A 22567-nucleotide genomic window follows, 5' to 3' on the forward strand; every position below is an offset into this window, starting at 1 on the left:
TAATAAAGCACACGTATTTTAATTTTGTAAAAAACTATTGCTTTATGTCTTCTAACCTTATTAGTAAATACAATGTTCCGGGGCCACGATATACCAGCTACCCAACAGTACCGTATTGGGACGACAATACATTTTCTGCAAGTGCCTGGGAGAACAGTTTAAAACGCAGCTTCCAGGAAAATAGAGAAATTAGCCTTTACATACATTTACCGTTTTGTGAAAGCCTTTGTACTTTTTGTGGCTGTAACAAACGAATTACAAAAAAGCACTCGGTAGAAACGCCATATATAGAAAGCGTGTTGCGGGAATGGGATCTTTATTTAGAAATGCTGGGTGAAAAACCAATTATTAGAGAAGTGCATCTTGGTGGGGGTACGCCAACCTTCTTTGCTCCAGAGAACCTTAAATTTTTACTGAATATGCTTTTTCGTAAAGCGGAAAGAGATTGTAACACAGAATTAAGTTTTGAAGGACATCCAAATAATACCACCAAAGAGCATTTAAAGGTTTTAGCCGATCTTGGTTTTAGAAGAGTAAGTTACGGCGTACAGGATTATAGTGAAAAAGTACAAAAAGCAATTCATAGGATTCAACCTTTTAAAAACGTAAAAAATGCCACCGAACAGGCCAGGGAAACCGGGTTTACATCGGTAGGGCATGATATTATTTTTGGTTTACCATTTCAAACCAAAGAAGATATAATTGATACTATTGAAAAGACGAAGCAGTTAATGCCAGACCGTATTGCGTTTTACAGCTATGCGCACGTACCGTGGATTAAAGGAAATGGGCAACGCGGCTTCAAAGACTCTGATCTTCCCGGTGCCGATGAAAAACGTGAAATGTACGAAACGGGGAAAAAAATGCTGGAAGAAGCAGGATATATTGAAATAGGAATGGATCATTTTGCTCTTAAAACCGATTCTCTTTATAAAGCGGTAGAAGATAAAACTTTACACCGTAATTTTATGGGCTATACCACCTCTTCTGGTGCGTCTATGATTGGCCTGGGAGTTTCAGCAATTAGTGACAGCTGGTACGGTTTTGCCCAAAATGAAAAATCGGTTGAGACTTACCAGGAACTTATTGCCGAGGGAATAATTCCGGTTTTCCGGGGGCATATTTTAAATGAAGAAGATCTTGTAATTAGAAAACACATTCTTAAATTAATGTGTCGCCTGGAAACGAGTTGGGTCGCTCCCGAAGATTATTTTGAAGAATTACCCGAAGTACTTATTAAATTAAGGGAAATGGAAGCTGATGGACTCGTTAGTTTTTCTGAAAAAGGCTTAACCATTCCCGAAAAGGGAAGACCTTTTGTTCGTAATATTTGTATGGCTTTTGATTTAAGAATGCAGGCACAGAAACCAAACACCCAATTATTTTCTATGACAGTTTAATCTGAAAGTAGAATACAAAAAAGTCCGTCTGGAAATTCCCAGACGGACTTTTTTATGTTTATAAGGTTTCTTTTTTTTGAAAATTTAATTTCTATTCTTTGGCATTTCCGCTGCCTATCATATTTAGAACAATAAGCACCAGGCCGGCGCAAACAACAAAAAACATCGCGATTAGAAAAGTGCCCAGTTCCCAATTTACTAATGCAATAGTGTCAAATAAATTCATAACAAGTGTTTTAGGTTAATGGCAGCTTTGCGCTGCAGTGATTTTCGGAGTTATTTCCATGGGGGAGAGGTATGGAATTCCGAGTCCCATTCCTCTAAGTATAAACAGCAATCCCATTATTACCACAAAAACAGGAACCGCTTTTCTTATTTTTGATCTCAGGTTAAGGTTAATAAAGTTTCCCAAGTAGATTGCGGCAGTCATTAAAGGCACCGTTCCCAGGCCAAAAAGTGCCATATATAAACTGCCTTCTAAAGCCGTTCCCGCAGCGATAGCTCCAAAAACCGCCATATAAACCAGTCCACAAGGGAGGAAACCGTTTAGAAAGCCAATGGTATAAAAAGTATCGGGTGATTTTTGTTTCAGCTGTTTACCCAGGTTGCTTTTTACTTTTGAAACAATTTTGAAGATAAATTTTGAACCATTGTATTTACTGAATTTTTTATACGGAATAAGAATTACTAAAATCATTAAAACTCCCACTAAAATTGAAAGTTGCTGTTGAAGCCCAAACAATCTGAAACTTTTGCCTAGTAAGCCAAATAGAATACCAATAAGGGCATAAGAACTTATTCTTCCAAAATGATAAAGGGAAATTTGGCCAAGTTTTTTTAAATTGTTTTTATGATCTACCGGCAATAAAAATGCAATAGGACCGCACATTCCCACACAGTGGAAACTTCCTAAAAGTCCAAATATTAATGCCGAAATCCACATTTAGTAAACAATTTCGTTTTTATATAAATAGGGCGTTTCTTCATATTCCCAATGAATATTGATATTCCAACGCCCCTCTACAAGGTTTTTATCTGCAATAAAAATTTGATGTGATGTTAATTCTAAAGGAATATTAAAATCTAGTTTAGCATTAGAAGGGCGATAGAAATTTAGGTTTCCTGAAATTTTAGAAAGTTCTAAATTCTTAGGAAATTCCACGATCCATCCATCTTTTACCCTGCGATCACGAATGTTGTCTTCAAGGGAAAATGCATTATTTTCTGCATCAATTTCTTCCTGGTAATGCAGTTCTTTTTGGTAATACTCTTCAGTTACCAAATCGTGATCAAACTTTTTATCGGTAAGCATATTTATTACTAAATACATAATGAAACTTATAAAAAGTGCCATTCCAATTACAATTCCTGTTCCCCAGTTTATTTTCATTTTTTTATATTTTACTCTTAATCGAGATTTAATAATTTATGAGTTCTTATGCGCACTTTTATTAATTAAAACTGCGAGGTCCCATAAACATAGTGCTTGTTGTTTCTATTAATCTGTCACCACTATAAACCCCAATTTTCAGCTTTTCTTTTTCATCTTCTAATGCGGCCGTATGTATTTCAATAAAGAGTGTTCCTTCGGTTAACTCCTGTCCCGGCACGGTAATATTTGAAGTCTTTACCGGTTTTATTACTCCTTTGTGAGACAATAATCTAAATTCAATATCTTCAAAATCGGCTGTGGTTTTATTTACCAATTTGTAAGTAAAGACATTGCTCACCACGTTATCGGCCTTGCGTTCGTATAACTGCCCGGGTAATCTTAAAATCCTGGCTTCAACTTCACTTCTTATAAATAACATCCCAACCAAAACTGCGGTTAAGATTCCTAATACAATGCTGTAACCTTTTAACCTGGGCGTAAACCTGAATTTTGCTTTCTTTTCAATATTTTCTTCGCTGGCGTAACGTATTAAGCCTTTTGGAAGATCTACCGCTTCCATCATACTATCGCAGGCATCTATACAAGCGGTACAGTTTATACACTCCAGCTGCGTACCGTTCCTAATATCTATTCCGGTAGGGCAAACCTGCACACATTGGAAACAGTCTATGCAATCACCTTTTCCGGTTTCTGCACGGTTTTCATTTTTCTTGAATTTTGCCCTTCCTTTTTCCTTTTCTCCGCGTTTGTGATCGTAGGCTACTACTATAGATTTATTATCTAAAAGAACGCCTTGAAGCCTACCGTAAGGACAGGCAATTACACAAACCTGTTCTCTAAACCAGGCAAATACAAAGTAAAATACCGCGGTAAAAATCAATAATGAAATAAAAGTGCTAAGGTGGTTTAGGGGACCATCTGTTACGTATTGAATTAAGCGATCACTCCCAATTAAATAAGCGAGAAAAACATTGGCTATAAGAAACGAAATAACAAAGAATAAGAACCATTTTAGAGAACGTTTTCTAATCTTTTCGGAATCCCATTTTTGCTTTTCCAGGCGCATTTGTTTTCCGCGATCACCTTCAATCCAATATTCAATTCTGCGGAAAACCATTTCCATAAAAATGGTTTGTGGGCAAAACCAACCGCAAAATATTCTACCAAAAGCTACCGTAAAGAGGATGATAAAGACCACCCCAATTACCATCATAATTACAAAAATGTGAAAATCCTGGGGCCAGAAAGGAAAACCAAAAATATTAAAACGTCTTTCCAGGATATTAAACATCATAAACTGATTGCCGTTTATCTTTACAAATGGAGCGGCAAAAAGTAAAATGAGCAATATATAACTTACATATTTTCTATATTCATAAAATTTTCCAGAAGGTTTCTTCGGAAAAACCCATAGTCTTTTTCCCTGGTCGTCTGCCGTGGCTATTTTATCCCTGAATTTTTCCTGATTTTCCAAAATCTGTTCTTCTAAAATTTATTCTGAATCTGCTTCCCAAATGTCTCCTTCCGGTGCTTTAGCATCTGGAGGATTGGTTCCCTGCAGACTTAAAACATAGCTGGATACCTGGGCTATTTCCTGTGCATTCAACTCAGATTTCCAGGCCACCATTCCTTTTCCGTCACGGCCACCTTCAGAAACTGTTTGAAAAACATTGCTAATTCCGCCTCCAAGAATCCAATGATCATCGGTAAGGTTAGGACCAATAGCGCCACCACCATCCGCGCGGTGACAAGCCATACAACTTGCCATATAAATGGTTTCTCCCGCTTCTAAATCGGCAGCATCAGTTAGCAATTCTACTGAAGAAGCATCTATAAGATCTGGATTAGCAGCTTTATAAGCTTCAATTTCTTCTTCGGCTTCGGCAACGGCAGCCAGGTATTCTTCAGTTTGATTTTCCCCATCAAAAATGTGGTAGTAAGCCATATACACAAAGGCAAATACAATGCTTACGTAAAACCCATAAAGCCACCAGGCGGGAAGATCGTTGTCCAGTTCTTTAATCCCATCGTAATTGTGATCTAAAAGAATTTCTTCTTCTTTTTCCAGAGGTTTCTGGTTCAGCATTTTCTTATAGAACTTTTTTAAGCCTATAAACTGCTTGTCGGAATTTTCAATTTTTAACCTGGTATAATGTTGCTGGGCTTCAGAATTAAGACTTTTAAAAACCATATTTTCTAAAGCAGCTATAGAAATTTCTATGGCTACAGCAATTACCAGTACTACACCTAAAACCCACCAAATAATCGGGTATTCTTCAATTGCCCAACCACTTTCGGTCTCAACGGTTAATTCTATTAATACGAGGGCAAGAATTAAAAACCCCAGAATTCTTAAATATCCTATCGTTTTCATAATTCCTGGTTTTCGGTATTAATATCTAAGGGTAATTTGCTTACCTCTTCTATGTCTTTCTTTTTTGCGGTAATTACCCATAAGAATAGCACTACAAAAAAGATGAAGAAAATGAGCAGGGAAATTAGCGGGTAGATCATAACCCCGTCTATACTTTCCATATGGCCTTTTACAAATTTAAACATGCTTAGTTGGTTTTAGTGGTTGATACTTCTGCATCTTTCGCATTAATGTCAGTTCCGAGTCGCTGTAAATAAGCAATTAGCGCTACAATTTCGCGGTTTCGCATTTCTACGAATTCGGTACCGTTTTGTTCTGCAAATTCTTTTTCAGCTTCATAAGTTTTTACAAAATCGGGATCTGCGTATAGATTTTTCTCAATTTGAGTTCCCTGTTCTGCCATCCATTGCTGGGCGTTTTCTATTTCTTCTAAAGTATATGGTACACCAAGCTTGCTAAGAGCTCTCATTTTAGCTTCGGTATCACTTTTATCAAGCTCGTCTGTAATTATCCATTTATAAGAAGGCATAATAGAACCTGAAGAGGTGCTCTGCGGATCGTACATATGGTTAAGGTGCCAGTTATCGGAATATTTACCGCCTACCCGCATAAGATCGGGGCCGGTACGTTTACTTCCCCATAAGAATGGATAATCGTAAGCATATTCTCCGGCTTTGGAGTATTCACCATAGCGTTCTACTTCACTTCTAAATGGCCTAATCATTTGCGAGTGACAACCCACACAACCTTCCCGGATGTAAATATCCCGGCCTTCAAGTTCTAAAGGAGTATAAGGTTTCACACTGGAAATTACCGGTACATATTCGTCTACCATTAAGGAGGGGACAATTTGTACCGCGCCACCAATTAAAATCGCTATAGTTGCGAAAATGGTAAGTTTTACGGGTCTTCTTTCTAACCAGGAGTGATATGCTTCACCTTTGGTTCTTTTTCGTGTTACTTTTTGCAAAGGAGCAGCTTCAGCTAATTCGTCTTCAACAGCACTTCCCTGTCTAACAGTTTGTACAATATTATAAAGTAAAATAAATGCACCAACTATGTATAAACTACCACCAATAGCACGCATCCAGTACATTGGCATAATAGAAGTAACTGTTTCCAGGAAATTTCCGTAAGTAAGGGTTCCATCAGGATTAAATTGTTTCCACATAGATGCCTGTACAAATCCGGCAACGTACATAGGTAAAGTGTAAATAATAATACCTAACGTACCAATCCAGAAGTGGGCATTGGCCAATTTAATAGAGTAGAGTTTTGTTTTGAATAATCTTGGTACTAACCAGTAAACCATACCAAAAGTTAAGAAACCGTTCCAGGCTAAAGCCCCAACGTGCACGTGAGCAATAATCCAGTCGCTAAAATGCGCGATAGCATTTACGTTTTTAAGCGAAAGCATTGGGCCTTCAAAAGTTGCCATCCCGTAGCCGGTAATAGCTACTACAAAGAATTTAAGAACAGGATCTGTACGTACTTTATCCCAGGCTCCACGTAGGGTTAAGAGTCCGTTAATCATACCTCCCCAGGATGGGAATAATAACATAACAGAAAATGCCACACCAAGATTTTGTGCCCAGTCTGGTAAAGTTGAATATAATAAGTGGTGTGGTCCCGCCCAGATATAAATAAAGATCAGGGACCAAAAGTGAATAATAGAAAGTCTATACGAATAAACCGGCCTGTTTGCCGCTTTTGGAACAAAATAATACATTAAACCCAGGAAAGGTGTTGTAAGGAAAAATGCCACCGCATTATGCCCATACCACCACTGTACTAAAGCATCCTGAACTCCCGAATAAATCGAATAACTTTTAAATGCAGAAACAGGAATTTCAATATTGTTTACAATATGAAGCACGGCTACGGTTACAAAAGTTGCGAGGTAAAACCAAATAGCAACATATAGGTGACGCTGCCTTCTCTTTATCATAGTACCAATAAGATTGGCACCAAAAGCAACCCACACCAAAGCAATTGCAATATCTATAGGCCATTCCAGTTCGGCATATTCTTTAGAACTGGTAAAACCCATTGGCAGGGTAATGGCGGCTGCTACAATAATAGCCTGCCAACCCCAAAAGTTGAAATTACTTAAGAAATCACTCCACATTCGGGCCTTGAGCAAGCGCTGGGTAGAGTAGTAAACCCCTGCGAAAATGGCGTTCCCAACAAAAGCAAAAATTACCGCGTTAGTATGTAATGGTCTTAAACGGCCAAAACTTAACCATGAAATTCCGTCGGTAAGATCGGGAAATATAAACATAAAGGCGAGCAGTAGCCCAACACTCATACCTACTATACCCCAGAACAGGGTAGCCATAGTAAACTTTTTTACGATCTTATTATCGTAATGAAACTGTTCTACTTCCATAGTTAATTAGATTTCTTGTTTTTGGTGGAATTGGATTTATCAGATTTTTCTTTAACTAATTCATCATCAAAAAGCATCCTTACCGATGGTGTATAGACATCGTCATACTGTCCCTTTTTTACTGAAAAAATAAAGGCAACAAAGAAAATAAGGGCTACTAAAACACTTAATGCAAGTAAGAGGTAAATGATGTTCATTTAGAATGAATTATTTTCAGCAAACTTAAAGCGGTGTTAAAATTTAAAATATGATTGAAATCAGGTTTTCGTTAATACAGGTTTTAATTTTTTCCCGGCAAGGTTTGTGGCCAGGCTTGTAAATGCCACGATACTAATAGAACTTAGCGGCATTAAAATAGCGGCAATTACGGGCATTAAGTTACCGGTTACGGCGAAGGCAAGGCCTACTACGTTATAACAAAGACTTAGTACAAAACTCCATTTGATAATTTTTATACCCTTTTCTGAAAGTTTAAAATATTCACTCAATCTGGTAAGATTTGAAGCTTCCAGGATTCCATCACAAGCAGGGGAGAATACATTAATATTTTCTGAAACTGCAATCCCAACATTACTTTGGGCAAGTGCACCTGCATCGTTAAGTCCGTCGCCAATCATCATCACCGATTTCCCTTCTTCCTGAAGCTTTTTAATGAAATTTAGCTTATCGTCAGGTTTTTGATTGAAGTAAAACTTAGTATTTAAGGGAAGCATATTTTCAAGTTTTTCCTTTTCACCATCATTATCACCGGAAAGGATAAAGAGTTGCTTGTTTTCTCCTAACTCCTTAAATAAATGGGCAAGGCCTTCCCGGTAAGAATTCTTAAAAATGTAGCAACCTTTATATTCTTCATTACTACTTATATGAACCGCTGTTTTATTGAGTTCTTTAGTTTCAGTTTCGCTTTCTTTTACAAAAGAAGAGGAACCAATTTTCATTTTACTACCCTTACTGCCAGAGCTAATTCCTTTTCCGGTATGTTCATTAAATTCATCTAAACTTAGAATATTATTTTTATCAAGGATCTGATAAAGTTGCCTGCTTAGCGGGTGCCCAGATGCTCTTAAACTGCTGCTAAGCAATTGTTCTTCTTCAGCATTAAGTTTTAAACCTTCATAGAATACCTCGGTTTTTTTATTGGAAGTTATAGTGCCGGTTTTATCAAAAACAAGACAATCTATTTTTGCAATTTGTTCTATTACCCCCGCTTTTTTTAAGTAGAATTTATTTCTTCCGTAGATGCGCAACAGATTACCAAGTGTAAACGGAGTTGCTAAAGCAATAGCGCAGGGACACGCGATTATTAGAACCGCGGTAAATACATTTAATGCTATTGAAGGATCGTAAATTAGCCAGAAAAGGGTTGATAGAAATGCTATACTTAAAACCCCAGCGGTAAATCGCTTGCTTATTTGATTGATTAAACTTTGAAACTGGCCTTTTCTGTCTTTTTTGAAGACTTCATTGCTCCAAAGTTTGGTGAGGTAACTCTGGTCTATGGCTTTTATAGCTTTAATCTCCAGTATTCCGCCTTGTTGGCGGCCACCGGCATAAAGCGTTTCACCAGACTCTTTCCTAACGGCTTCGGCCTCACCGGTTACAAAACTGTAATCTATATTCGCGCGGCCTTTCATTAAAACCGAATCTATAGGAATTAATTCGCCGTTTCTTATTAAAATTCGATCGCCGGGTTTTATATTATAAACCTGAACCTGTTCTTCTGTAATTTCTTTTGAAGCATTGATTTTTAATCGCGTTACCGCCATTGGGAAATAAGATTTATAATCCCGCTCAAATGATAAATAGGAATAGGTTTTTTGCTGAAAGAATTTACCCAGAAGTAAAAAGAAAACAAGTCCGGTTAGGCTATCAAAAAAGCCGGTGCCAAGATCGAGGATAATTTCTGTGGTACTTCTAATAAAAAGTACTGCAATTCCCAGGGCAATGGGAACATCTATATTTAGGATCTTTGCCCGCAAACCTTTGTAAGCTGAAATAAAATAATCTGCACCAGAGTAAAAAACCACCGGTAGAGAAAAAGCAAACATCAACCATCTAAATAAATGCTTGAATTGCTCCAGCCAGAATTCTTTAACTTCAAAATACTCGGGAAAAGAGAGAAACATCACATTTCCAAAAGCAAAACCAGCAACGCCCAATTTATAGATTAAGCTTCGGTCTACACGATGATCTTTTTCATCGTAATCTTTAAGAGAAATATAGGGTTCGTAACCAATTCTACTAAGAAGATATACGAGCTCTTTTAAACTAATTTTTTCTGAAGAAAAACTTATTCGTACAGTTTTCTTTGGAAAATCTACCTGTGCCGATTTCACACCTTTGTGTAATTTCCCTAAATTTTCCAGCACCCAAATACAAGAGCTACAGTGCATAGAAGGAATAAGAAAATTAACTATTTGGGTATTGTTCTCATTAAATTCCAGCAGTTTTTCGGTTATTTCCTCGTTATCAAGAAAATCGAATTTTCCTTCTGAAGCTCCGGGAGAAATTCCAGGTTTTTCCTGGATATCATAATAATAAGTAAGGTCACTTTCGTTCAGGATCTCAAAAACTGTTTTACAACCGGTGCAACAGAAATCTTTTTCCTGAAAAACAATGTGATCTTCCTTACATTCTTCACCGCAGTGAAAACAGCTGTTCATTCTTAAATATTTTAGCCGCAAATTTTTAGAAAATTTGAATCAGATAATATGATGGTAATCAGCTTTAAGATTAATAATTATTCATTTCCCGTTTTTCGTAAGTAGAAATATCCAATTAGGCCTGCAATTAAAGAAGCTGAAAGAATCCCTATTTTGGCCTGGGCCAGGTAATTTTCATTTTCAAAAGCGAGCTCAGTAATAAATAAAGACATGGTGAAGCCTATAGCAGCGAGAAAACCAATTCCATAGACATGTTTCCACTTAACTTTATGCGGTAAACTGGCAATCTTAGTCCAAACCATAAGCCTGGAGAAGAATACGATGCCAATAAATTTTCCAAAAATGAGTCCGAACATTACCCCAATTGTTACCGGGCTTAATAGTGCTTCAAAAGAAACATTACCAAGGCTCACGCCTGCATTGGCGAATGCAAAAATTGGAAGAACCACAAAACTTACAAAGGGGTAAAGCGCATGTTCTAAACGTTGTAGGGGCGGAGTGGCATCTTCGGTTAAAGAAGTGAATTTTTGTATAGTATGAGAAATATGGTCATCAGCTTCTTTCGGGTTTTTATTTCTATTCCTAAATTCCTCTTTAATTTCATAAGCTAAGAGTTTAGTTTTTCTTAGAAATAAGGGCGTATTAATACGTATGGTATTGGGTATGGCAAAGGCCGCTAAAACCGCTGCAATAGTAGCGTGAACACCCGAAAGTAAAATAGCCAGCCATAAACCTCCAATTCCCATAATTGCATAAAACAAGGTATTTCTAATACCAATTAAATTAGCGGTAGCCAGTATAAGTACAAAAACACCCGCAATAGCAAGGCTTTGTAAAGAAATATCTGAAGTATAAAAAAATGCAATTACCAGCACCGCTCCAAGATCGTCTACAATAGCAATTGCGGTTAGAAATACTTTTAGGGGAAGAGGAACCCGGTCTCCAAGGAGATAGAGAATACCCAGTGCAAAAGCGATATCTGTAGCCATAGGAATTCCCCATCCCGAAATTGAATCTACACCGGTATTAAAATAATAATAAATTAAAGCCGGAAAAATCATTCCGCCAATAGCAGCTGCAATTGGAAGTATAGACTTTCTAAAACTGGAAAGTTCGCCCTGTAATATTTCTCGTTTTAACTCAAGACCAATCATAAAAAAGAAAATAGACATGAGGCCATCGTTAATCCAATGCAACAGGTTTTTTCTAATTACAAAATCGTTAATTCCCAGGTGAATATATTGTTTCCAAAGATTGTGATACGCATCAGCCAGTGGTGAGTTGGCAACGATCATTGCAAGAATTGCAGAGAAAATAAGCAATAATCCAACTGAAGTTTTTTTCTCAATAAAGTTTTTAATAGGTAAGAGCAGGTAAATATCAAGGGGCGATTTTTTCATAATAACCTGTTTGTAAAGAATATTCAGTTAATAGGATTAGGTAAATTTATTGTCGTTTTCTTCATATAAATATGATTAAACTCAGTTTTACTGAATAATTGAAACTTAAATGTTTTAAAATCTGCCCTCACATCACGATTAACTTTTTAAAAGGGCTTTTTTTGGCTGAGGTAGGTTTGTGATAATTTTTGAATGAAGTTTAGTTTCGTCGTGTTTTTAATAGAGCCAAAAACAAAACTTTGCTACCTTTAACCTACAAAGTACGATTATGGTAAAAAGAATTACGCAAAGTTTACGTAGGCCAAAAATGAAATCTGTAAACCAACCCCCGGGAACTGTAACCTATGTTGGTAGAAAAGAATCTGGTGAAACCAGCCTGGAAGTTATAGATTATAATAAAGAGAATTATGAAAGGCATATTTCTTCTTCTACCGAAGATGCTTTTAAATTTGAAGCTGAAGACCGAATTACCTGGTTTAATATAGATGGTTTAAGTAATACCGCAGAGATAGAAAAACTGGGTAAATATTACGATCTACACCCGTTAATTATTGAAGATATTGTAAATACTACCCAACGTCCAAAAATAGATGAATATGAAGATTATTTGTTTATTGTGGCCAAAATGCTTTATCACCAGGACGATAAATTGGTAAATGAACATATAAGTTTTGTTTTAGGTAAAGATTATGTACTTACTTTTCAGGAAGCAGGAGGCGATGTGTTTGATGGTGTTAGGGGTCGCCTGGAAAAGGCTTACGGACGCATTCGTACTAATGGTTCAGATTACCTGGTTTTTGCTCTTTTAGATGCTATAGTAGACCATTATTTCCTGGTGGTAGATGAGTTAAGCGAAAAAGTAGAAAAACTGGAGGAACAACTTTTTGAAAGTCAGCCAAGTGACGATATTACTTATGAGATTCAGGATTTAAAAAGAGCAATTTTACGGGTTAGACGGGCAGTTTTTCCGCTTAAAGAAGTTATTTCCCGGTTTCAGAATTTAGAGAACGATCTCATAAAAACCCGAACCAAAAATTATATAAACGACCTTCACGATCATATTCTCCAGGTTTCAGAGAATATAGATTTATACCGCGAGATGGCCTGGGGGCTTATGGATATGTACATGACTACCATTAGCAATAAAATGAACGAGGTCATGAAGGTTTTAACCATTATGGCCTCTATATTTATTCCGTTAACATTTATTGCGGGAATATATGGGATGAATTTTGAATATATCCCCGAGCTGCAGTGGGAATACAGTTACTTTGTATTATGGGGAGTAATGATTGTTATTTTTCTACTTATGATCTATTATTTTAAACGTAAAAAATGGCTTTAATCAAATAAAATTATGATAAGATTTACGCTAATTAGTTTGGCCGTGGTCCTTACCACAACCTGTGCCGCTCAAAATGCTGAAATACCGGTTTACATAGGTACTTACACCAAAAAAGAAGGCCATGTAGATGGAAAAGCAAAAGGAATATTTCTAGCCTTGCAAGATCCTGAAAACGGAAGTTTGCATCCAGAAAAAACTGTGGCGAAAATTACTAATCCCAGCTTTGTAAAAGCTTCTAAAGATGGTAAAAACCTGTATGCGGTGAGCGAATTAGGTGGTGGCGATGCTGAATCTGGTTTTATTTATTCGTTTAAAAGGAATAGTGATAATAGTTTAGAAGAATTAGGAAAAATTTCTACCGAAAGTTTTGCGCCCTGCCATATAGAGATTGACAAAAGTGGAAATTATGTTTTTGTCTCCAATTATATGGGTGGCGTGGTTATGGTTTATAAAAGGGGAGAGGATGGAAACCTGGAAAAACAACAAAAAATTCAGTTAGAGAATCCTGGAGCCTCTCACGCGCATTCGGTTTCAATTTCTTCAGATAATCAAACCGCTTATATTTCTGATCTTGGAAACAATAAAATATGGATGTTTAATTTTAATGCAACAACCGGGAAATTAAGTAAGAAAGAAAAAGCTTTTTTACAATTAGAAGAAGGCTCGGGACCAAGGCATTTTAGTTTTTCTAAAGATGAAAACTTCGCTTTTTCAATGAACGAATTGAATTCAACGCTAAGTGTATTGAAAATAGAAGAAGACGGGAACCTGGAGATTATTCAAAATATATCAACGCTTCCTGAAGATTTTAAAGAAAATAATTCAGGAGCAGATATTCATTTACATCCTTCGGGGAAATTTGTGTACACTTCTAACCGTGGGCATAATAGTATCGCGGCTTTTAAAGTTGTTAAAAATTCCGGTAAATTAAGCGTGATTGGTTATTACCCAACCAAAGGCGAAACACCACGTAATTTTGCGATTTCTCCAAATGGAAACTTTCTTTATGCAGCTAACCAGGATACTTCTACAATTAGCAGTTTTAAAATAAATATGAACACGGGAGAACTTGAAGAACATTTACTTCCCGTTGAGGTAATGTCTCCGGTGTGTGTAGAATTTGCTGAAAATTAATCAAATAAAAAGACCTCACTGTTTTTTACCGGTGAGGTCTTTTTATTAGTTCTAACGCATTAGATTCTGAAATAATTCAGAATAACCTATGATTTTCGAGCTTACTTCAATTACTTTCCTTCTACTTCCTCAATCACAAAAAAGCCATCATTTCCCTGAGCTTGGTATAATGGCATAAAAATACGGGCATCCCATTCGCTTTTTATTTCCTTGCCATTTTGTTTTGCCATTAGCTCTCCTTTTTTAATTTCCTGAAAATTTTCGTAGCCCGGTTCCATTTCAAATACATCAGAATCTTCAAGGCCGTGACGATGAACCAATTCAAAGGTTTTTTGATCTGGTGCATTTTTTTCAGCAAAACGATTTACACATTCTGGATAAGTTTCAATTTTAGAAAGATCTAGCTTGCAAGCTTCTTTTAAAGCAAGCCAGATCACTCCTTCATGATTTTCAACCGAGGTTTTATCTTCGTGTTGCCCGGCTTCAAAAACGAAACCCGTCATTCCAATTCTGCTTAAATAATGATCTATATCTCCGGTAATTATATCGCTAAATCCTCTTACTATAAAAGTGGGGAAGTTATGTGCCCATTCATCATTATCATTAACCTCCTGTACAGAAACGTAAGGTAAACTCGCCGATGAAGTGGTGTGGCAATCCAGGAAATAACGTTTAGTAAAATCTTCTTCAGGAAATTGCTTTAAAATATCTATAATTTCCCACATTTCCTTCTGCTCGTGGGTTTCAGATTTTTTCTCATCAATATTCTCTTCGGTCCAAACCCGGTTCAGGTCTTCATCTATATAGCGCTTATTCTGATTAAGCGCCTTGTGGTTTCCAGAGACTCCAACCAAAGTTCCTTCAATTTCAGGTTTCGTTTTCTCTAATTGTTTAAAAACTTCTTCCAGTGCCTTAACACCACTTGGCTCGTTGCCGTGAATGCCGGCAGTTACAAAAAGTAAAGGTCCTTTTTTATTGCTGGTATATTTCCCAATTATCCTGGGAATATGTTTTTCTGGTTTATTACTCATAATATCTCTTTTTCAGTTTTACTCGATAATCTATATTGAATGCTCTGAAACAGTTTACTATTCCATACAGGCAATTTCCCTGTTATCAAACTGGTGCCCGTAAAGCTCTTTGTATTCAACTTTTCGCTCAATGGCTTCAATTACCATTGGAGTGAAATCTGGTAAGCCTATGTCTTTAAAACGCTCCATCCCGCCCGGGCTTAACACGTTAATTTCTATCAATTTATCTTTTACCACATCCAGCCCAACAAAGAAAAGTCCGTCGCGGATAAGTTTTGGAGCGGTTAGATCTACAATACGTTGCATTTCTGGAGTAAGGTCACTACTATCGGCAGTGGCACCAAGTGCAAAATTACTTCGGAATTCTCCTTCACCACTAACGCGTCTAATAATAGCCTGTTTTCCATCTTTAACCATGACCCGTCCATTCATTAATAAAATTCGAACATCACCGTCTTTAACTGCCGGTAAGTATTCCTGGGCAATTACATAGCCATGCTGACTAATGGTTTCAATAATTTGATTGATATTTTTTTCATTTTCATCTATTAAAAAAACATTTTGACCACCAGAACCTTCCAGGGGTTTCAAAACAATTTTTTTATTATTCTTTTCCCAGAATTTTAAAATATCTTCTTTATTCCTGGTAATTAAAGAATCTGGTTTTATTTCTTGCGGAAGTTCTTCAAAATAGAGTTTATCAATAAATGCATTAGAGAGGGCATTAGCATCGTTTAAAACCAAAACGCCTTCTTGCTGAATCATTCTGCCAAAAGCAACCCCGGCATGTTCTGCCCATTCCCGCCCAGATTCTTCTTCGGTAGGGTTATTTCTAATAAAGAGTACATCCAGTTTATTGGCTGCTATAGTCTTTTTACGTGCTTTAGAACTCTGTAAAGCTTCCAGAAATTTAGCCGGAGATTTTGTTTTAGTATTTTTTGGCACCTGCACACTATTTATACTAATTGGTGCATCGTGATGAAAATTAAAATCACCAACTCCCATGGCATAAACCTCATGTCCTCGAGCGTGAGCAGTATTCATTAATAATACCGAGGTTCCACATTTTTCGTTTTTAATATCGTTTAATACAAAGCAAATTTTCATTAGGTTATCATTTGTGAAAGGGGAAGCCCCTCTCTGATTATGTTTAATTTATTGGTAACATTTTCGGTTAATAAATAGCTTGGGCGCAGTGCGCTCGTTTTTAATACTTTTCTTTCGGTTAATTCTTCAATTATTTTGGTGTGTTTTAATCCAAATTTTCCTGCTAATAGCGGTTCATATTCCCCGCCATTTTGTAAGTGATCGCGAAGTTGAACCAATCCTTTTAAATAAATTATATCTTTTAGAAATCCGCCGCCCTGCATAATCCTGGAAGTAATATTAAAAGCTCTTTCGGCGGTAAATCCATAATCCATTTTTAATAAACGGAACAACTGCGGAAACTCAGCGCCCTCCATTAATGCCGAACCAGCAATTACCCTTCCGGCTAAAGTTCTTAATCTATTTCCGGTAAGCCCGTCTACTAAAAATTCTGACATTACTGCAAGTCCTTCCTGAAGCGGATCGTAATCTGCGAGGCCACTGCTTAATAATTCTAAAGGTTGTCGTGTACCATTATAATAGGTTAAAACGTGTGTTCCCACCTCGTGTTGAATAAGGGCCGTGGCTTCGGTTTTATTCATTCTATAATCTGCAGGGATATAAAGTTCGCCTTTATTCACCATCATAATATTCACATCTTTACGAATGTGAACCTTACTTTTAAAATTTTCATCCTGTTCAGCAAAATAATCAAACTCCCGGCGGGCTAAGCTACTAAAGCCTTTTGCATCAATAAATTCAGCATCTTCTTCTTCGGCTACTTCGTCTACTTCCCTAAGTATTTGACCTGCTTCCTGACTTAATTTAGAGTCTAAACCTTTATAAAGTCTAATACTGTTATAAAAGAAATTAGAGGTGCCCCGTTCACTTAACATCGTGATTTGTTGATCCAGTTCTTCACGTTTCTCCCTAAAAATATGGGACATCGCAGGATCGTCTATTTCTTCAACTTTAAGGTTATAAAGTTCTCTTTTTAAAAGATCTGGGTCTATGGGAAGCAATCTATAGTGATAATCTAAAACCTTCTCATAATTACTTTCAAAAAAGGTTTGTTTTATATCCTGAATATTGGCGGGAGAAACCAACCATAAAAACTGGTAAGAGCGTTCTATTTTAGCGAGGGCTTTATCAATTTCAAAGACTTTTTCCTTTAAATGTTTTCTACCCAGGGCAAGATAACTGCCCACCCCACTGGAAGTTTGCACCCGCACATAATCAAATAATGCTTTATGTATACACGTAATTAGGTAATCTTTAAATTGCCTTAAAAAAACGGGGTAAACTTCATTATTTTCGTTCCGAAAAACGGGAGGAATTTCTAGCCCTACGATTACTGCGCCAGATTTCTTTGCCTCATCTATACTTAAAATATCCTCGTCTCCTTCGCGTTGACGATGGGGAGTATCTTTTATTTCGGCTTTTAAATAAAGTCCCGAAAATATATCGTTTATACTGTTAAGTTCTTTTTCTAATACTTTTACAGAACTTGGTAGCTTTTGCGCAGGGGCTTTAATGGTAAAACAATTATTAGGTTCTCCCGTATAGATCTCAAAAACCATATAAGATTTAAAATCTGAAGAAAGCTTATCGGCCAGGGCATAGATTAATCTTTGGTAAGCTTCAAAAAACTTATTTCCAATTAAAAGGTAAGATGCTTCACTAATAATTATTCTTTCGGTGCCGGGATCGTCTTCTCTTTTTCTATAAACAACCAGGTAGGGTAAATTATCTTCTATATGAATTAAACCAGCCCCCGGAAGTGAAGCACTTATTTTGCCATCTTCTTCAAGGATTGTTAAAATTTGTTTAATTGATTTCTCCGATAATTCAGATATATTCAGCATTCTAAGTTTTTCTAAAGTTTTCTATTGAATTTTATTAAGATAAAACCACTGTGTATTAGCTAAATAAGAGCTATAATGTGGCTAAACAATATTTAAATTTAGAAAGAAAACTAAGGAAAACTAATGCATAAACTTACTTTGGGTTTTATTTAAGAATTCTAGTAAAGAATTACTTAAAGAGTGAGAAATATGTGCACTAAATGGAAATTTGAAGTGAAAACAAGAAAGAGCTTTAGTCTTTGTTAATTATTTCCTTTAGCTTCTTGTTCTGCTTTTATTTGTTCGCGGGCAGATTTAATTTCCTCTTTAGTTGCAGGCCCGGGCTTTTGTTCTTCAGCTTTTTCAGGCTCAAGGTTAAGTTCTATATAAAGAGGTAAGTGATCTGAATCTATAGAACTTCCCAGTTTAAAATCGGCAACCCTAAATTCTTCAGTGACAAATACGTGATCTAAAGACCATCGCATAATAAAACTGGAAGCATCAAAAGTATTATAAAAGCCACGGCCAATCCTGGTGTTTAGTAGACCACCAACATTTTGAAAAAGTGCCGTGGTAGAAGACCAGGCCACATCATTAAAATCTCCCGCTACTATTACCGGCAACTTAGAATCTTTTACCATAAATGCAATTTTCATCATTTCGGCATCCCTGTCTGAAGAAGAAGGATTATGCTGCGGCATTGGTGGCGTAGGGTGTATGGCGTGAAACATCACTTCTTCCCCAGAGCGTAATTTTAAAATACTATGGATGGAAGGTATGCTATCGTCTACTAAAAAACGTATTTCAGGATTTTTAAGTTCTAACCGGGAATAGAATAACATCCCGTAAGTATTGTCTAAAGGAACTTCAACTTTATAAGGATAAGAATTGGTTACTGCAGCAAGATCGTTTTTCCAGCGGGTATTGGTTTCAGTAAATAATAAAATATCTGGGTTTTGCTTTTTAATATCGGCTACAACCAGGTCAGGATTTTCATTTTTCTGAAGAACATTTGAAGTATAGAGGCTAAATTTATTACTGAAATTCTCTTCTGAAGCCTGGCCAACTTCATAATTTTTATGCGGAAAATAGGGATATATCTTTACAACCTGGAAAATAAAACAAGCCAGTAAAACAACCATAAAAATATAATCTTCGGCTCTTTTTATATCAAACCTTATAAAATATGCTGCAATTGCCGTGAGGGTGAGAAGCGTTAATTGTATGTGCAAATAATCAAAAATACGAATCCACCAGAAATCTGCGGCGATTAAAGGAACTAGGGTCATTACAACCGCGATAATTCCAAAACCCTGAAGAAAACCTTTTAAAGTCATATTTGTTTTTGTTTGGTGGCTAAAAGATAATTTTTATCCACTTCCAATCTAGGTTTAGGATAATAAAAATTAGCCTGATTCAAGCTTTTCAACTTAAATTTCGTCGGAAAAATTTACGAATTTTTATCTGGAGGGTTTTCTAAATTCGTCTTATTAAAATAATCCCTAATGTCATCGCCGGAAGGTGCTTCGAATAACTGAAGATCAAAGTATGAAACGGCAGCAATTATGTGGTCAAAAATATCGGCGGTGATATATTCAAAATTCTCCCAGCGTTTATCGCGGCTAAAACATAATACTTCTAAGGGTATCCCATGCTCGGTAGGCTGCAAGTGCCTTACAATAATATACATTTCTTTATGTACAGCCGAGTGGTTGTTTAAATAAGTATCAATATATTTTCTAAAAATACCCAGGTTAGTTTGGTTTCTTCCGTTTAACGGCAGGTTTCTGTCTATTTCGTTAGTAGTATTATAAGCGTTAATCTCATTTTGCCGGTCTTCCAGATAGGTAGAAATAAGTTGTATGTTCTTATACTTTTCAAAATCTTCAGGAGTAATAAATTTAACCGAATTCTGTTTTATAAAAACCGAACGTTTAATTCTTCTCCCGGGAGATTCTTGCATTCCGCGCCAATTCTGAAAAGATTCAGAAATCAAACTATAGGTGGGAATAGAGGTAAAGGTATTGTCAAAATTCTGTACCCTAACGGTTGCCAGGGTAATTTCGGTCACGGTACCATCGGCGCCGTATTTACTAAAGGTAATCCAATCGCCAATTCTTACAATATCGTTTACACTAACCTGAATGGAAGCGACAAAACCTAAGATGGTATCTTTAAAAATTAACAGCAAAATTGCTGAAGCAGCACCCAGGGAGATTATAAAATTAATTACATCTTTCCCGGTAATTTCAGCAATAATAAAGATAAAGGCGAACAGCCAAACGATAATCATTACTACCTGAATGTAACTTTCTACCGGTTTATCTTTAAAAGATTCTAAGGTTCTTAGGTAGCTCTTGGTAGTGCGTAAAATGCTTCTAATTATCCATACAATAAGAAAAATGATATAGACATCTATCAGGAAATAAAAAGCCTTTATAGCCAGCGGAAAATCTACCAGAATATAAGGAACGGTAAGGTAAATTATAACCAGAGGAAGAATTTGCCCAATATATTTTGGGAAATTAGTTTTAATTAAAAAATCGTCAAAAGTAGTTTTTGTCTTGTTACTAAAACTTTTAAAAGCTTCAATCACAAAAGTTTTAATCAGGTAATTTACTCCTATAATTATCAGGATTAATACCAGGATATTTAGCAGTAAATTTAAATACAGCGCGAGTGTTGGGTTTACTCCCTGATCTATTAGAAAAGTTTCAAAAAGACAAATAAGATTTTTAAATCCTTCCTCTATATTCATAGTTTAAAGGTATTTTTTTTCTACGTAAAATGGTCCAAAAGGCACCAGGGAGCAACCAAGTATTATTAATAACTCTTTAAAATTCCAGTTTAGAGGTTTAAAAAGCCAGATGGCACCCATAACATAGGCGATAAAAAGAACACCGTGAGCCATCCCAACTTGTTGCACCATTTGTGGCATTTCCCAAATATATTTTAGGGGCATGGCTATAAATAATAATAGTAAAAATGAAAGTCCTTCCAGGATGCTTACATATTTAAAGACAGTTTTTTGCTTTTCCAGGGGCATAGTTTAAATTTTAGATTGCAAAGATAGGTTTTATAGAGAATCTGGTAATTTAGAATAGACATTTCCTTGAAATATTTAGCAGGGAATTAATATTTAAGGGGAAGGTTTAGCAATTTCATTTTTATTAATTTGCGTCTTAATTAAAATAAAAGAAATGAGCTCAAAAATATTGGTAACCGGCGGACTCGGATTTATAGGTTCTCACACGGTTGTCGCGCTTCAGGAACAAGGTTACGAAGTAGTAATTATAGATAATCTTTCAAACTCTTCTATAGATGTACTTGGAGGAATTACCAAAATCACTCAAAAAACTCCGATTTTTGAAAATTTAGATCTTCGAAATAAAAACCAGGTAAAAGAGTTTTTTGAAAAATATCCCGATATAGAGGGGGTTATTCATTTTGCAGCTTCAAAAGCGGTAGGAGAAAGTGTTGAAAACCCGCTATTATATTACGAAAATAACCTGGCTAGTTTAATTTATTTACTACAGGAACTTCAAGTAAAAGAAAACGCATATTTTATTTTTAGTTCTTCCTGTACCGTATACGGCCAGGCCGATAGTTTGCCAATTACCGAAAACGCTCCCGTTAAAAAAGCAGAATCTCCTTACGGAAATACCAAGCAAATAGGAGAGGAGATTATTACTGATACGGCTAAAATAAATAAGAATTTTAAAGCGATTTCCCTTAGATATTTTAATCCCATAGGCGCTCACCCTTCTGCTGAAATTGGAGAATTACCCATTGGTACGCCCCAAAATCTAATTCCTTTTATTACGCAAACCGCAATTGGAAAGAGAAAAGAACTTTCGGTATTCGGAGATGATTATCCCACACCAGATGGAACTTGCATTAGAGATTATATTCACGTGATGGATCTTGCTAAAGCTCACGTGGTAGCTTTAGAGCGACTTCAGCAAAATAAAGAAAAGAGCAATTTTGAAGTTTTTAACCTGGGAACAGGAAAAGGAAGTTCGGTTTTAGAAGTGATTAATTCTTTTGAACGTTCTACCGGAGAAAAATTACCTTATAAAATTGTAGGTAGAAGAGAAGGTGATATTGTTGCAGCCTATGCCGATACCCAAAAAGCCAATGAAGAGTTGGGCTGGAAAACCGAGAAGCATTTAGATGAAGCTTTAAAAAGTGCCTGGGAATGGCAAAAGGAAGTAGTAAAAAGAGAAGAGGAAGAAAATTAGTTTCCTATTCTATTGATTATAAATAAAAAAGGTCTGAAAATATTTTCAGACCTTTTTTATTGGTTAGTTAGCTTTAAAAGCTTAGCGTGTACCGTTTACTATAAAAGCGTGAATTATGCCGGGAATCCAACCTAAAGCTGTTAATAGTAAACTTATTAGAAAAGTTACTCCAAGACCGTGTTTCATAAAAACGGCTAAAGGAGGTAATAAGATATTTAAAATGATCGTTAACATAATAATTTTTTTAATTGGTTATTTCTATCGAAA

21 protein-coding genes are annotated in these 22567 nt (G+C 36.2%); 4 read left to right on the forward strand and 17 right to left on the reverse strand.

All coding sequences use genetic code 11. From position 1 onward, the window contains the following. The first annotated feature begins 44 nt into the window (after window positions 1-44). Window positions 45-1400 (forward strand): oxygen-independent coproporphyrinogen III oxidase, encoded by a 1356-nt coding sequence (hemN, locus tag BM084_RS02610; protein ID WP_093302609.1) that lies wholly within the window; start codon window positions 45-47, stop codon window positions 1398-1400. A gap of 91 nt (window positions 1401-1491) precedes the next feature. Here the strand turns inward: hemN and BM084_RS19490 are convergent, their stop codons facing one another. From BM084_RS19490 to nhaA, 10 genes are all read right to left on the reverse strand, one after another. Beyond that, complete coding sequence (locus BM084_RS19490; protein ID WP_262506661.1) at window positions 1492-1626, reverse strand: hypothetical protein; 135 nt, start codon at window positions 1624-1626, stop codon at window positions 1492-1494. Window positions 1627-1641: 15 nt separating this feature from the next. After that, a complete protein-coding gene (locus BM084_RS02615) occupies window positions 1642-2343 on the reverse strand; it encodes a sulfite exporter TauE/SafE family protein (protein WP_093302611.1) in 702 nt (233 codons plus the stop codon). Beyond that, complete coding sequence (locus tag BM084_RS02620; RefSeq protein ID WP_093302614.1) at window positions 2344-2790, reverse strand: FixH family protein; 447 nt, start codon at window positions 2788-2790, stop codon at window positions 2344-2346. A 61-nt stretch (window positions 2791-2851) separates the two neighbouring features. Continuing rightward, the gene (gene ccoG, locus BM084_RS02625) at window positions 2852-4267 is read right to left on the reverse strand and encodes a cytochrome c oxidase accessory protein CcoG (protein WP_394333632.1); all 1416 of its coding nucleotides are present in this window, start codon (window positions 4265-4267) and stop codon (window positions 2852-2854) included. Between the two features lie 18 nt (window positions 4268-4285). Then, window positions 4286-5167, reverse strand: a complete 882-nt coding sequence (locus BM084_RS02630) for a cbb3-type cytochrome c oxidase N-terminal domain-containing protein (RefSeq protein WP_093302620.1) — start codon at window positions 5165-5167, stop codon at window positions 4286-4288. Continuing rightward, window positions 5164-5352, reverse strand: a complete 189-nt coding sequence (locus tag BM084_RS02635; RefSeq protein WP_075326796.1) for a cytochrome C oxidase subunit IV — start codon at window positions 5350-5352, stop codon at window positions 5164-5166. The genes BM084_RS02630 and BM084_RS02635 overlap by 4 nt, the downstream gene beginning before the upstream one ends. A gap of 2 nt (window positions 5353-5354) precedes the next feature. Next, window positions 5355-7556: a cytochrome-c oxidase, cbb3-type subunit I gene (gene ccoN, locus BM084_RS02640; protein WP_093302622.1), complete on the reverse strand. Its 2202-nt coding sequence runs from the start codon at window positions 7554-7556 to the stop codon at window positions 5355-5357. 2 nt (window positions 7557-7558) lie between these two features. Next, complete coding sequence (gene ccoS, locus BM084_RS02645) at window positions 7559-7753, reverse strand: cbb3-type cytochrome oxidase assembly protein CcoS (protein WP_075326798.1); 195 nt, start codon at window positions 7751-7753, stop codon at window positions 7559-7561. Window positions 7754-7813: 60 nt separating this feature from the next. Next, on the reverse strand, window positions 7814-10219 hold the full coding sequence (locus BM084_RS02650; protein WP_093302625.1) for a heavy metal translocating P-type ATPase: 2406 nt from the start codon (window positions 10217-10219) through the stop codon (window positions 7814-7816). 77 nt (window positions 10220-10296) lie between these two features. Further along, a complete protein-coding gene (gene nhaA, locus BM084_RS02655) occupies window positions 10297-11619 on the reverse strand; it encodes a Na+/H+ antiporter NhaA (RefSeq protein ID WP_093302626.1) in 1323 nt (440 codons plus the stop codon). A gap of 268 nt (window positions 11620-11887) precedes the next feature. Here nhaA and corA point away from each other — a divergent pair, with 268 nt between their 5' ends. Together corA and BM084_RS02665 are read left to right on the forward strand one after the other, a co-directional pair. Next, entirely contained in the window at window positions 11888-12964 is a 1077-nt protein-coding gene (gene corA, locus BM084_RS02660) for a magnesium/cobalt transporter CorA (protein ID WP_093302629.1), read from the forward strand. A gap of 12 nt (window positions 12965-12976) precedes the next feature. After that, entirely contained in the window at window positions 12977-14098 is a 1122-nt protein-coding gene (locus BM084_RS02665) for a lactonase family protein (RefSeq protein WP_093302631.1), read from the forward strand. Between the two features lie 110 nt (window positions 14099-14208). Here BM084_RS02665 and BM084_RS02670 read toward each other — a convergent pair whose 3' ends face one another. The 6 genes from BM084_RS02670 to BM084_RS02695 form a co-directional block, all read right to left on the reverse strand. Then, window positions 14209-15129, reverse strand: coding sequence for a succinylglutamate desuccinylase/aspartoacylase domain-containing protein (locus BM084_RS02670; protein WP_093302633.1), 921 nt, complete (start codon window positions 15127-15129; stop codon window positions 14209-14211). 57 nt (window positions 15130-15186) lie between these two features. Beyond that, window positions 15187-16236: a glutathione synthetase gene (locus tag BM084_RS02675; protein ID WP_079713200.1), complete on the reverse strand. Its 1050-nt coding sequence runs from the start codon at window positions 16234-16236 to the stop codon at window positions 15187-15189. Further along, on the reverse strand, window positions 16236-18080 hold the full coding sequence (locus BM084_RS02680) for a peptidase MATCAP family protein (protein ID WP_093302635.1): 1845 nt from the start codon (window positions 18078-18080) through the stop codon (window positions 16236-16238). Before BM084_RS02680 ends, BM084_RS02675 begins: the two co-directional genes overlap by 1 nt. 242 nt (window positions 18081-18322) lie before the next feature. Continuing rightward, complete coding sequence (locus tag BM084_RS02685) at window positions 18323-19396, reverse strand: endonuclease/exonuclease/phosphatase family protein (RefSeq protein WP_093302638.1); 1074 nt, start codon at window positions 19394-19396, stop codon at window positions 18323-18325. A gap of 113 nt (window positions 19397-19509) precedes the next feature. Then, the gene (locus BM084_RS02690; protein ID WP_093302640.1) at window positions 19510-20817 is read right to left on the reverse strand and encodes a mechanosensitive ion channel family protein; all 1308 of its coding nucleotides are present in this window, start codon (window positions 20815-20817) and stop codon (window positions 19510-19512) included. 3 nt (window positions 20818-20820) lie between these two features. Then, window positions 20821-21105: a DUF3817 domain-containing protein gene (locus tag BM084_RS02695; RefSeq protein WP_075326808.1), complete on the reverse strand. Its 285-nt coding sequence runs from the start codon at window positions 21103-21105 to the stop codon at window positions 20821-20823. Window positions 21106-21259: 154 nt separating this feature from the next. On the opposite strand from BM084_RS02695, the gene galE reads away from it, so the two are divergent. Continuing rightward, window positions 21260-22300 carry a UDP-glucose 4-epimerase GalE gene (gene galE / locus BM084_RS02700; RefSeq protein WP_093302643.1) on the forward strand — a complete coding sequence of 347 codons (1041 nt, stop codon included), beginning with the start codon at window positions 21260-21262 and terminating at the stop codon, window positions 22298-22300. Between the two features lie 81 nt (window positions 22301-22381). Here galE and BM084_RS02705 read toward each other — a convergent pair whose 3' ends face one another. Further along, a complete protein-coding gene (locus BM084_RS02705; RefSeq protein ID WP_075326811.1) occupies window positions 22382-22540 on the reverse strand; it encodes a YqaE/Pmp3 family membrane protein in 159 nt (52 codons plus the stop codon). Window positions 22541-22567 lie beyond the last annotated feature (27 nt).

Source organism: Salegentibacter agarivorans, from assembly GCF_900113135.1.
In the GTDB taxonomy this organism is placed as follows: Bacteria; Bacteroidota; Bacteroidia; order Flavobacteriales; family Flavobacteriaceae; genus Salegentibacter; species Salegentibacter agarivorans.